The 11,835-nt window shown below is 28.7% G+C and carries 13 protein-coding genes; 11 read left to right on the top strand and 2 right to left on the bottom strand.

Going from position 1 to position 11,835, the window contains the following annotated elements:
* Positions 1 to 3 precede the first annotated feature (3 nt).
* Genes ACI389_RS03320 through ACI389_RS03295 form a run of 6 tightly spaced genes read left to right on the top strand, consistent with a single transcriptional unit; the run spans position 4 to position 4,171 of the window.
* Complete coding sequence (locus ACI389_RS03320) at positions 4 to 804, top strand: CBS domain-containing protein (protein WP_439780133.1); 801 nt, start codon at positions 4 to 6, stop codon at positions 802 to 804.
* A 30-nt stretch (positions 805 to 834) separates the two neighbouring features.
* The gene (pheA, locus tag ACI389_RS03315; protein ID WP_439780132.1) at positions 835 to 1,641 is read left to right on the top strand and encodes a prephenate dehydratase; all 807 of its coding nucleotides are present in this window, start codon (positions 835 to 837) and stop codon (positions 1,639 to 1,641) included.
* A 57-nt stretch (positions 1,642 to 1,698) separates the two neighbouring features.
* A complete protein-coding gene (locus ACI389_RS03310; RefSeq protein ID WP_439780131.1) occupies positions 1,699 to 2,388 on the top strand; it encodes an endoglucanase in 690 nt (229 codons plus the stop codon).
* Positions 2,389 to 2,414: 26 nt separating this feature from the next.
* Positions 2,415 to 2,966, top strand: coding sequence for a PsbP-related protein (locus ACI389_RS03305; RefSeq protein ID WP_439780130.1), 552 nt, complete (start codon positions 2,415 to 2,417; stop codon positions 2,964 to 2,966).
* Positions 2,967 to 2,997: 31 nt separating this feature from the next.
* Complete coding sequence (locus ACI389_RS03300; RefSeq protein WP_439780129.1) at positions 2,998 to 3,510, top strand: flavoprotein; 513 nt, start codon at positions 2,998 to 3,000, stop codon at positions 3,508 to 3,510.
* A gap of 25 nt (positions 3,511 to 3,535) precedes the next feature.
* A complete protein-coding gene (locus ACI389_RS03295) occupies positions 3,536 to 4,171 on the top strand; it encodes a phosphopantothenoylcysteine decarboxylase domain-containing protein (RefSeq protein WP_439780437.1) in 636 nt (211 codons plus the stop codon).
* 639 nt (positions 4,172 to 4,810) lie between these two features.
* Here the strand turns inward: ACI389_RS03295 and ACI389_RS03290 are convergent.
* Entirely contained in the window at positions 4,811 to 5,452 is a 642-nt protein-coding gene (locus ACI389_RS03290; protein WP_439780128.1) for a fibrillarin-like rRNA/tRNA 2'-O-methyltransferase, read from the bottom strand.
* A gap of 3 nt (positions 5,453 to 5,455) precedes the next feature.
* Positions 5,456 to 6,616 carry an NOP5/NOP56 family protein gene (locus ACI389_RS03285; protein ID WP_439780127.1) on the bottom strand — a complete coding sequence of 387 codons (1,161 nt, stop codon included), beginning with the start codon at positions 6,614 to 6,616 and terminating at the stop codon, positions 5,456 to 5,458.
* Positions 6,617 to 6,727: 111 nt separating this feature from the next.
* On the opposite strand from ACI389_RS03285, the gene ACI389_RS03280 reads away from it, so the two are divergent.
* From ACI389_RS03280 to ACI389_RS03260, 5 genes are read left to right on the top strand one after another with little or no spacing between them, the layout of a single operon-like run.
* The gene (locus ACI389_RS03280; protein ID WP_439780126.1) at positions 6,728 to 7,267 is read left to right on the top strand and encodes a coiled-coil domain-containing protein; all 540 of its coding nucleotides are present in this window, start codon (positions 6,728 to 6,730) and stop codon (positions 7,265 to 7,267) included.
* Between the two features lie 24 nt (positions 7,268 to 7,291).
* A complete protein-coding gene (locus ACI389_RS03275) occupies positions 7,292 to 8,203 on the top strand; it encodes a dihydroorotate dehydrogenase (RefSeq protein ID WP_439780125.1) in 912 nt (303 codons plus the stop codon).
* Positions 8,204 to 8,205: 2 nt separating this feature from the next.
* Positions 8,206 to 9,006: a dihydroorotate dehydrogenase electron transfer subunit gene (locus tag ACI389_RS03270; protein WP_439780124.1), complete on the top strand. Its 801-nt coding sequence runs from the start codon at positions 8,206 to 8,208 to the stop codon at positions 9,004 to 9,006.
* A gap of 14 nt (positions 9,007 to 9,020) precedes the next feature.
* Positions 9,021 to 10,043, top strand: coding sequence for an AI-2E family transporter (locus tag ACI389_RS03265; RefSeq protein WP_439780123.1), 1,023 nt, complete (start codon positions 9,021 to 9,023; stop codon positions 10,041 to 10,043).
* Positions 10,044 to 11,831: a DNA polymerase domain-containing protein gene (locus ACI389_RS03260; RefSeq protein ID WP_439780122.1), complete on the top strand. Its 1,788-nt coding sequence runs from the start codon at positions 10,044 to 10,046 to the stop codon at positions 11,829 to 11,831. It abuts the gene before it with no gap.
* Positions 11,832 to 11,835 lie beyond the last annotated feature (4 nt).

Raw genomic sequence — 11,835 nt, 5'->3', positions numbered from 1 at the left:
ATCATGCAAATTAAGAATTTGATGTCTGAAAATTTAATTACAATAGACAAAGATCAAAATCTTTCTGATGCATTGAGATTATTACGCAAACATAATGTTTCTCGTTTGCCTGTAACAAATAATAAAGAACTTGTTGGTATCGTTTCTGAAAGAGATATTGCTAATAAACTTGGATCTTCAAAATCTGAGAGTATGCCTGCATCAAGATTCCATATTTCATCTGTAATGGTTAAAGATGTAATTACTGTTTTGGAAACAATGCAATTAAGTGATGTGGCAGAATTAATGTTAGAGAATGGTATTGGTTCAGTTCCTGTTGTCTCTGATAATGGTATGATTGGAATTGTTTCTAAAGCTGATTTTGTAACTCTAGCTATTGGGATTGCATTTGATAAGATAACTGTAAAAGAAGTCATGTCTAATAATGTAATTGCAGTTGCTCCAAGTGATAGATTAATTCATGCAAGGAGACAAATGATTAATGCTAACGTTGGAAGAGTGCCAGTTATAGAAGATGATGAACTTAAGGGAATTATCACATCTAAAGATTTAATGAGAGCATTCATTGATTTTAGAAAAAATGTCCCTGAGAAATATCAAAAATCTCAAATTAAAGAGGTTCTCGTTGAGGAAATCATGTCTTCAAATCCATCTTCTGTATCTAAAGAAATGTCAATCAGTGAAGTTTCTAGAATCATGATTGAAACAGGATATAATGGTTTACCTGTTGTTGAAGATGGTACTGTTGTTGGTATTATAACACAAACAGATATATTAAGACTAATTGCAAAATTAGAATCTTAATATTTTTATTTTTTTTTTAAGGGTATTAACATGCCAGTAATTTCTTTTTTAGGACCTAAAGGAACATTTACCCATGAAGCGGCTAATATGTTTGGGGATAATTTAATTCCGTATTGTACTATTCCTGCAGTTTTAGAAAGTGTTGTTAATGAGGAATCAGTATATGGTGTTGTTCCAATTGAAAATTCAATTGAGGGACCTGTTGGAATCACATTGGATTCTTTAGCCCATAAATTTGAATTGAAGATATTTGATGAAATTATTATTCCAATTAATCAAAATTTAATGGTAAATCCTGGAACCAAAATGGAAGACATAGAAGATGTTTATTCTCACTCTCAAGCAATTGCTCAATGCCAAGAGTTCATTGTTGGAAATAAAATTCAACCTCATTATGCGGTAAGTACTGCTAATGCAGCTAAGAATATTATTGGTTATAAAAATAAAGCAGCTATTGGAAATTCAAAAGCGGCTGAATTGTATGGTTTAGAGATAATTAAACCAAATATTCAAGATGCTGGTAATAATGAAACAAGATTTGTAGTCTTATCAAAGAATGATCATGAACCAACAGGTTGTGATAAAACTTCTATTATATTTTCTATTTATGAAGATAAACCTGGAGGGTTATATGATATTTTAGGAATTTTCCAAAAGAATAATATTAACTTAACTAAAATTGAGTCTAGACCTTCTAAAAAAGGTTTGGGTAAATATTTGTTTTTCGTTGATTTTAATGGGCATAGAAAGGATGATATTATTCAAAATATCATTAGCCAAATCCAAGAAAAAACTTATTTTTTAAAAGTTTTAGGTTCTTATCCGGAATTTAGGTAAACTTTAAATCATTGTTTTAATATAAAATTATATTATAATGATTCAGGGAGGGTAGGAATGTCAAATGATAGGGATAAACTTCTAAAAATTATGAATAGTTTGGAAGAGGATTATCGTTTGGGGAGGATTTCTCCAGAGAAATATAGTTATTTTCGTTCTAAATATGAAGATAAATTAAATTCTATTGATGCAATGGAAGCTACTCGAAGGATTAGATCTATGCAAGGTAAATCTAATCAAACTACTCAAATTAATAGAAGAAAGTCATCTAACAAAAATAAAAAGGAAGAAGAGCAAGATTTAGTTCAAAAGTACATTATCAACCCTAAAAAGGATGATGCTAAATACAATAAAAAAGAAAAAAACTCGATGGGTGGAGGAACATTTAAACTAGTATTGTTATTAGTATTGGTTATAGCTTTCACAGTTGGTGTAGGTTATGGTGTCTTTAATTTAGATTTTAATAGTATTTCTGAGACATCTACTGTGGCTATGGTTCATGATACTGCATTCCCTGATATTACTGAAAATATTAAGAATACTACAGAGACTACATCATCTTCATCTGAGGCTGATTACTCAACCAGTGATTCTGATGTGGAGACTACTGAAGATTCATCAAGTTCCGATTCTTATGATGATTCATCAAGTTCTAATTCCTATGAGGGTGATTCTACTTCTGGTGGTGATGCTGATTCAGATGATTCAAGTGATGGTTCTGGACAGGAAGGGGCTAGTGAGGAATAGTAATATTATATTTAAATGGTGATTTTATGAAAAAGGATGTTTTTAAAAGAAGTATAATAATTATTTCATTTATATTATTGCTTATTTGTGCATTTTCATCTGTTAATGCTAAAGAAGATAATTCAGATATTACTATGGTAACTTTATCTAAAGGAGGTATTGTTATTCATTATCCTTCTGATTGGGGTTATTCTGAGTCTGATTCTAATTATTCTATCATGTCAATATCTAAGTTGGATTCAATTGATTCTTCTGGAGTAGGTCAAGTTAATATTAACTTTGAGAAGAAAGCTATTCAAGGGGATTTTTATACTTTTTTAAATAGTACATATAGTTCAATGCAAAAAGATTCTTCTTTTAATTTAACCTCTTCTGGAGAAGTTATGGTAAATAATATTCATGCATATGAATATACATATTCTTCTAGTCAAAATGATACTACTATAAAAGCTCATAAAGCTGTTTGGTTTGAAAAAGGGGGACAAGCTTATGTTATGTTATATAGTGCACCGATAGATGACTTTGAAGATAATTTATATGTATTTGATTATATGTTGTCTGACATTCAAATTACATAATTCTTTTTTTAATTATATTGGAGGAATTTTAATGATTATATTATGTGTTACTGGTAGTATTGCAGCTACTGAGGCTATTAAATTAGCTCGTGAGTTTAAACGTAATGATGTTATTGTAAAATGTTTCATGAGCGATGCTGCATGTGAAATCATACATCCGAATGCAATGGAGTTTGCAACAGGAAATAAAGTCGTAACTAAATTAACTGGTCAAATTGAGCATGTTAAATATTCTCAAGAGGATTTGATATTGGTTGCTCCAGCAACTGCTAATACTATTTCAAAATTTGCATATAAAATTGCTGATGATGCTATTTCTACTCTTTTAATTACTGCTTATGGGCATGACACTCCAATCATATTTGTTCCATCTATGCATGATTCAATGTACAAAGCTATTAAAGAGAATATTGATAAAATTAAACAAGAAGGTTCAGCTACTTTTATTAAACCTCGTATGGATGAAGGAAAAGCTAAATTTCCATCTAAAGAGGACATTGTACTTGAATCTTTAAGAACCATTACTTTAAATAGGAAGGATTGATTTTATTAAAGGGAAAAAAGTTTTAATTAGTCTTGGTGGAACCTATGAGCCTATAGACTCTGTAAGGGGAATTACAAATAAATCTTCTGGTAAAATGGGTTTAGCACTTGCAAAGGAAGCATATATTAGAGGTGCTGATTTAACTCTTGTTGTTGCTAAAGTTAGTGTTGAAATTCCTCCTGTTTTTGATGTCATTCATGTAGAAACAGGTAATGAAATGAATGAAGCTATTTTAAGCTTAATTCCTGATTTTGATATATTTATATCCACTGCTGCTGTTTCGGATTTTGAGTTTAAAAAGAAAGATGATAAAAAGATTGATTCAAGTAGCTCTTTATCTTTAGATTTAAAACCTGCAACCAAAATAATTCGTCAAGTTAAAAAAATAAATCCTAATATATTTTTAGTTGGATTTAAGGCTGAATTCAATGTCTCAAAAGATGAAATTATTTGTTGTGCTAGAAAACAAATTGAACATGCGGGTACTGATATTGTTGTTGCTAATGATATATCTAAAGAGGAGTGTAGTTTTGGATCAGATAATAATGAGGTTTTTATAGTTGATGATGATGTATTGTCTGTTCCTTTAGCTTCAAAAATGGAAATTGCAAAAGTCATTTTAGATATAATATCAAAAAAGATATCTGGACATGTACATTAGTATGTGATTTAGATTATTTTTTTATTACTGATTTTATTATTTTTATTTTATGACTAATAATTTTATATTATTTCATATTAAATGTATTTTTAATTATTTATATTTTTCATTTAATTAAATATTTTTTTCAATCTATTCATAGTTTTATTATATTTTTTTACTTGAATATGAAACTACTGTGAAATATGTTAAATTTATTATTGTCAAGTTTATGTAATGTTATTTATTTATTTGAAAAGGGTATTTTATTAAAAATCGATTTTGTTGTTATCTTTTCAATGAATCAAATTTTTAATTTAATAAATAATCCTATAGAGAATATAAAGTCATTATAGTAATACTTTTTTCAATTAAAATGAGTAAAATATTCTTTTAAAGAAAGTCGTTTAAAAAATAGTATTTTCATAAAATAAGTTCATGCCTTTAGGCTTTAGTTAAATGGAGTGATTAATAGAGTGAATCAACCTAAAGGACACTTTAATGAACTTTTGTTTTATTTGCATTAGCATACATAATTTTTAATTTTCTAGTATAAAAAGGTATTGGAGTAATACTTTTTTAGTTTTTTTGTAGTATTTTTTTTAATTTCTCATGGCTATTTTTTTGCTTGTTTAGTGGTGAAAATTAGCCGTTTTTTTTTTAAAAATTTTTCTCTACTAATAATGCAATATGGTCTTTTTCGTAAGGTTCTAGTTTTACTTTTTCAACAATTTTAAAGCCTTTTTCTTTTAATTTCTTTTCTTGTTCTTTAAAAATCTTCTTAGGTTTTTGTACTACGTCAATACTTCTAGCTTTAATTGTTATAAGTCCCTGTGCATCATCTTTTGCAAACATGTTGATATTTTTCATAAATAATTCAGTTTGTGTCGGTTGAGCGACATCACAATACACCAAGTCTACATTTTCAACAATATTAAGATATCCTTTGGGTTTTGTTGCATCTCCTAAAATCGGAGCAATATTAAGTCTTTGACGTGAGAGTTGAACCAATTTTTTAGCTGTTGTTGGTGAGAATTCAACTGCATAAATTCTTCCGTCGATTACAATGTCTGAAATGTGTGAAACTGTTGTTCCAGTTGATGCACCAAGGTATAGTACTTTTGAGGTGTTTTTAAGCTTTAAATTTTCTAATCCATTTAATAGAGCTGCGGATAATTTTGAACGTCTAGGATTCCATATTCTGTATTCTACATCTTCTTGAACTAACTCTTCTCCATAAACTGATTTTCCAGGATTAAGGTTTTTAGTTGCCACAGTCCCATCTTTAAAATAAACATCCATACTTTATCTCCTTTTTTTCTTTTTTTTACCTTTTTTCTTACTTTTTTTAGATTTATTGGATTTGGAGCGTTCTTCAGTCCTTCTTTTTGTTGTTTTTGTTGGAAATGGGTTATCTTTTTCTATTTGTTGAACTTTTGAGGTGAATTCATCTGCAACATTTTCATCAAAAGTTTTAGTAAATACATCTCTTCTAACAGCTAGAGATATCATTCCAGCAAGCATTCTTGCGATTTTTCCACGATTCCACCATTTCGCACCTCTTACTTGAGGGTGTTGATATATTAAGCCATATTTTGGTGGTCTATCCCCACTTTTTAAATGCCTAAATAATGCTTTTTCTGCACCCATTATCTGAACTGTACTTGATGGATAGACTGCAAGTCTTTTAATTCCTCCAGCATGGGAAATTAATTTCGCACCAAGAGATGATCCAACTAAAAGTTTTAAGTTAGGTGCAATTGATTCCATTTTTTCATCGATATAATTTTCCATGTTTTTCCGGGATTTCTGGAGTTCATAAATAGAATTTGCATAATTATTCATAATTTCCAAATCTAATGGATCTATATCCTCTTCAAGGTCAATGATATCATTTGGAAAGGCATCGGGTTTTGCTTCAATAATTTTTTCTTTTGTTTTATTTTGTGATATTAATTTGATGTATGTTTCATTATTGTGAATAATGTCCATTTCTGGGAAATAAAGAGCATACCATTCTCTAATTCTTTCAATTAATTTAGAAATACTTTCATCAATTTCATCAATAGAGTTAATAGCCTGTATTAAATGTTTATCTTGTGAAGCTGATTCTTTTTTGATTTTATAAATTGCTAAATTTCTATAAATTGAGGTTATTTCTTCTGAATCTAGTCCAAACTTATCATAATTATCTCTTAAATAATTCCCACCTTGATTTGGTGTTTTTACGGTTATTTTAGTGTTATTATAATCAGAACGTCTTTTATTTGATTCAATGATTATTTCATCATAATCACTAGAAACTTCTTCAATTATCTCTAATTCTTCTTTAACTATTTTTTTATCATTAATTTCAGCTAATCTATCAATTATTTTATCTTCAGGAAACAATTTTTCGGATATTACATCATTTTCATTATTAAAAGCTAAAAACCCTTTAACTGAGTAAGTTATATAACATTCCATAAAATTAAATATTTTTTTTATTTTTAATAAGTATTTTTATATTGTACGAAGATTTAATTTATCTAAACAATAAAATTAGTATATTATTGTTATTTTTTTGGGTTTGAGATTATGTCAGATGAGAATTACAAGGATTTAAAATATGAATTGGAACTTAAAAATGCAGAAATTGATGAGCTTAATATTGAATTAGAAAATAAGAAAGAGGAAATTAATAAACTGAAATTATATGCGACAAAGTTAAAATATGAAAAGAAAAATTTGGAAGATAAGCTGGATACAAAAATAAATTATGATAAAGCTACAATGAATGAGTTAGATGATTTATCAGATAAAATTAAGGAAAAAGACATTATTATTGAGGATAAGCAAGATCAAGTTCGATATCTTAGATCTTTAATTGATGATTATAGGACTCAGGTGAATGATAATACTGTAAATCTTGAAACTCAGCTTAGAAAAATCTCTAAAACATATGAAGATTTATTAAAGCAAAAAGATTTGATTATAGAAAAACAAGACGAACAAATTTTAAATTTACTTAAATCCAAAGAAGAAATAATTAAATCCAATAAAACTAATATAATTAGTTTAAAATTACAAAATGAAAAATATCAAGATATAATTGATAAATTAACAAAAACTAATTAAATAATTAATTACAAAATTGATATCATGTTAAATACTAATATTTGTGGAGTTGAATTTAGAAATCCTTTGATGTTAGCTGCAGGAATTTTGGGAAGTAATGCGTCATCAATGAATTGGATTTTAAAATCAGGTGCTGGAGGAGTTGTTTCAAAATCATTTTCTTTAAACTCTCATCCAGGATATGTTAATCCTACAACTGTTGCAGTTGAAGGAGGTATTATTAATGCAATTGGTCTTTCAAATCCAGGTGTTGATAATTTTAAAGAAGAATTGGAAAGAATTGAAAGAGAAGATAATGTTGTAATTGCTTCAATTTATGGAGCAACTCCTGAGGAATTTTCTTCATTGGTTGGTGAGATTCAAGGACTTGTTGACATGATTGAGTTGAACATTTCTTGTCCTCATGCAATGGATGGTTATGGTGCTTCTATTGGTCAAGATTGTAATTTAAGCCATACAATTGTTTCAGCAGCAAAAGATGCTTCTGATGTACCAATTATTGCTAAATTGACACCTAATGTCACTGATATTACTGAAATCGCAAAAACTTGTGAAGATGCTGGTGCTGATTGTTTATCTTTAATTAATACATTAGGTCCAGGTATGAAGATTAATATTGATGTTGCTCGTCCAGTTTTATCTAATAAATTTGGTGGTATGAGTGGTCGTCCAATTAAACCAATTGCTATTAGTAATGTTTATTCCGTTTATGAAGCAGTTGATATTCCATTGATTGGTGTTGGCGGAATTTATAATTGGGAAGATGTTGTGGAATTTATATATGCTGGTGCAAGAGCAGTTCAAATAGGTACTGCTATAATGGATGAAGGTGTTGGTGTATTTAGTTGTATTAATGAAGGTTTAGAAAATTTCATGGCTGAAAAAGGATTTTCATCTATAGATGAAATGGTTGGACTTGCACATAGGGAGTTGTAATTATGATTAATGAACCAAAGATTGTTGAAATAACTGAAATTATTGATGAAACTCCTACAATTAAAACTTTTAAATTTAATTGGGACATGGAAACATTAGGAAAACCAAATCCTGGTGAATTTTTAATGGTTTGGAATTTTAAAAATGAAAAACCAATGTCAATTGCTCAAATTAATGATGATGAGTTAGCTATTACTGTTAAAAATATTGGGGAATTCACATCTCAATTGCATGACTTGAATATCGGAGATCAAATAGGTGTTAGGGGTAGTTATGGTAATGGATTTGATAATTCATTTAAAGGCAAAAAAATCTTAGCAATCGGGGGAGGTGTTGGAATGGCTCCTATTAATGCAATTGCTAGTGATTTGATTAGAAAAGGAAATGAAATAAACGTTGTTGCAGCGGCTGTTACTAAAGATGAATTATTATATTGTGATTCACTTGAAAAATTAGGTGTTAATATTCATAATTGTACTGATGATGGAAGTTTAGGATTTAAAGGTTTTGCAACTGATTGTACTAGTGAGTTACTTAAAAGCTCTACTTTTGATTATGCATTTGTTTGTGGTCCTGAAATAATGATGAAAGGAATCTATGATATTCTTGAAGAAGCTGAAATCCCTGGTCAATATTCTCTTGAAAGATATATGAAATGTGCTCTTGGGATATGTGGGCAATGTTGTGTTGATGAGGAAGGTTGGAGAATCTGTGTTGAAGGTCCTGTTTTTGAAAATGATAAAATAAGTCAAATTACTGAGTTTGGAAAATACAGAAGAGATGCTTCTGGTGTTAGATATTAATTAAGGTTGATAAAATGGGAATTGATATTAAGAAACATTTAACATTTCCAGCTTTTTTAATTTGTTTTTTATTAATTATTTCATTAATATTCATTTGTCCTGTTTTAAAAATGATTGTTCTAGGAGCTATTTTAGCTTATTTAATTAAGCCAATAGCTTTTAAAATCCAATCAAAATTAAAATATTCTTCTATTTCTATAATATTTGCAATGGTTGCTGTGTTAATTCCCTTAATTGTTCTTGTAGGTTATATTTCATATGAACTTTATTCTGTTGCATCAGCTATAATTACATCGGGTTATATTGCAGATATTGATGAATTCATTTCTCAATTTATAAATTATTTGCATATTAATGCTAATCCAAATGATATTTCTCAATCTGTTACATCTTCTTTTGAGACAATTATAAGTTATGTTGTGGATTATGGTGTAAGTCTTGTAGGTAAATTTGCTAATCTTAGTTTAGATTTATTTATTTTAGTTTGTTCAGTATTTTATTTTGTTAGAGATGGAGATAAGTGTTTAAAATTTATTAAAAGTTTTATTCCAGAGGATTCTATTGATTTTTTCGATAAAACTATTGAGGATATAAAAAATGTATTGAGAAGCATATTTTATGGTCACTTTTTAACTGCAGTATTAATTGGAATTTTTGGATGTATTGGTTATTCTATTTTAGGTTATCCATTTGGAGCATTTTTAGGAGTTTTAACAGGTATTTTACAATTAATTCCAATATTTGGACCATGGCCAATTTATTGGACTTTATTTTTCATTGATGTGTTAAGTGGAAATTATCCAAGAGCCGTGGTGGTATTATTATTTGGATTCTTCTTAAGTTCTGTTGATATGTATATTAGACCAGCTCTTTCAAGTTATTATGCTGATATTCACCCTTTAATTTTACTTGTAGGTTTCTTAGCAGGTCCTTTAGTATATGGTATTGTTGGTTTTATTGTAGGACCTTTAATTTTAGGAATAACATACACAGTTTTAGATAGTTATAGGAAAGAATATCTCATGGGGGATGAATAAATGCAGCGGAATGTTGTTATCTTAGATATTGATTATGTTACTTATGAAGATAAGCCAATTATTAGGCTATTTTCAAAAGATGGAGATAAAAATATTATATTAATCGATGATACTTTTGAGCCATATCTGTATGTTGTTTGTGATGATTTGGATGAGTGCATTGCTGAAATTCAAGATAATATAAGTGATGTTCGTATTGAAAAAGTAATCAAGAAAGATTTCCAAATTGAAAATGAATTTCTAAAGGTAATATTTAAGCATCCTACGGAACTTGCAAATAATAGGGATGTACTAAGAGATTTAGAAAGTGTAATTCAGATTAGAGAATTTGATATCCCATTTTATAGAAGATATCTAATGGATCGTGATGTTATTCCAATGACTGAGGTAGTCGCTATTGGAGATAAGTTGGATTCATTTCTTGATTTAGACTCAAATAAACAAGATATTGAAATTATTAGACTCACTGATGAACTAAAACGCACTCAAGATTATCCTCATGATTTTCGTATTTTAAGCTTTGATTTAGAAGTTAGAAATCCTCATGGAATGCCAAATTCAGAAGTTGATGAAATTATCATGATTGGTGTTTCTAGTAATTTTGGAGTTAACCAAGTAATTTCAACTAAAACTAATTCTGATTCTCGTGATAATTTTGTAAATCAAGTAGAATCTGAAAAAGAAATGATTGAAGAATTTGTTAAAATTATTAAAGAGAATAATATTGATATTATTGTAGGTTATAATTCAGATAATTTTGATTTCCCTTATCTTAAAGACAGAGCCAAAATATTGGGTGTTGATTTAGATATTGGAATGGATGGATCTGATGTTAAATTCATTAGAAGAGGATTTACTAATGCAGCATCTTTTAAAGGCTTAATACATGTTGATTTATACTTAGTTATGAGAAGATATATGACTCTTGAGAGATATACTCTTGAAAGAGTTTATTATGAATTATTTGGTGAAGAGAAAATTGATGTTCCGGGAGATAGAATTTGGGAATTCTGGGATAATGAAGGCGAAGAGCTAGATAATTTATTTGATTATTCTCTTGATGATGTTGTCTCAACATTAAAAATTGCACAGCAGACTTTACCTCTTAATTTAGAACTTACTCGTATTATAGGTCAACCATTATTTGATGTTTCTCGTATGGCTACTGGTCAACAGGCAGAATGGTTTTTAGTAAAACAAGCTTATTTTGATAATGAAATAGTTCCAAATAAGAAAGGTTCTAATTTTGCAAACCGTGCTGCTGATGAAAATGAAGGTGGTTATGTTAGAGAACCTGAAAAAGGATTACATGAAAATCTTGTTCAATTCGATTTTAGGAGCCTATACCCAAGTATCATTATATCAAAGAACATATCTCCTGATGTAATGTATTTAGGGGATGTTGATGGTGAAGATGAGTATAACATATCTCCTGAGCATGATATTAAATTTAAAAAAGAACCAAAAGGTTTTATTCCATCAGTTATCGATAAGATATTGCAAGAACGTTTTAGAATTAAACGTGAGATGAAAGTAGCTAATAATGATACTGAGAAAAAAGCGTTAGATGTACAACAGCAAGCTATTAAAAGACTAGCAAATACTATGTATGGTATTTATGGTTTTCCAAGATTTAGATGGTATTCATTTGAATGTGCAAAAGCAATCACATCTTGGGGAAGACAATATATTAAATCATCTATAAAAATGGCTGAAGAATATGGATTTTATGCGATATACGCAGATACTGATGGTTTTTATGCGAAATACAAAAAAGAAAAAGAGTAAGAGA

Origin of the sequence: Methanobrevibacter sp. (assembly GCF_051877095.1) — an archaeon.
Lineage (GTDB): Archaea > Methanobacteriota > Methanobacteria > Methanobacteriales > Methanobacteriaceae > Methanocatella.
Note: the sequence above shows the minus strand (reverse complement) of the source record. Positions and strands in the feature narration are given on the sequence as shown.

What these genes read in the sequence shown, in the direction of transcription:
- ACI389_RS03320 (WP_439780133.1), top strand. Translation starts at nt 4, where the DNA reads ATGCAAATTAAGAATTTGATGTCTGAAAATTTAATTACAATAGACAAA.
- pheA (WP_439780132.1), top strand. Translation starts at nt 835, where the DNA reads ATGCCAGTAATTTCTTTTTTAGGACCTAAAGGAACATTTACCCATGAA.
- ACI389_RS03310 (WP_439780131.1), top strand. Translation starts at nt 1,699, where the DNA reads ATGTCAAATGATAGGGATAAACTTCTAAAAATTATGAATAGTTTGGAA.
- ACI389_RS03305 (WP_439780130.1), top strand. Translation starts at nt 2,415, where the DNA reads ATGAAAAAGGATGTTTTTAAAAGAAGTATAATAATTATTTCATTTATA.
- ACI389_RS03300 (WP_439780129.1), top strand. Translation starts at nt 2,998, where the DNA reads ATGATTATATTATGTGTTACTGGTAGTATTGCAGCTACTGAGGCTATT.
- ACI389_RS03290 (WP_439780128.1), bottom strand. Translation starts at nt 5,452, where the DNA reads ATGGATGTTTATTTTAAAGATGGGACTGTGGCAACTAAAAACCTTAAT.
- ACI389_RS03285 (WP_439780127.1), bottom strand. Translation starts at nt 6,616, where the DNA reads ATGGAATGTTATATAACTTACTCAGTTAAAGGGTTTTTAGCTTTTAAT.
- ACI389_RS03280 (WP_439780126.1), top strand. Translation starts at nt 6,728, where the DNA reads ATGTCAGATGAGAATTACAAGGATTTAAAATATGAATTGGAACTTAAA.
- ACI389_RS03275 (WP_439780125.1), top strand. Translation starts at nt 7,292, where the DNA reads ATGTTAAATACTAATATTTGTGGAGTTGAATTTAGAAATCCTTTGATG.
- ACI389_RS03270 (WP_439780124.1), top strand. Translation starts at nt 8,206, where the DNA reads ATGATTAATGAACCAAAGATTGTTGAAATAACTGAAATTATTGATGAA.
- ACI389_RS03265 (WP_439780123.1), top strand. Translation starts at nt 9,021, where the DNA reads ATGGGAATTGATATTAAGAAACATTTAACATTTCCAGCTTTTTTAATT.
- ACI389_RS03260 (WP_439780122.1), top strand. Translation starts at nt 10,044, where the DNA reads ATGCAGCGGAATGTTGTTATCTTAGATATTGATTATGTTACTTATGAA.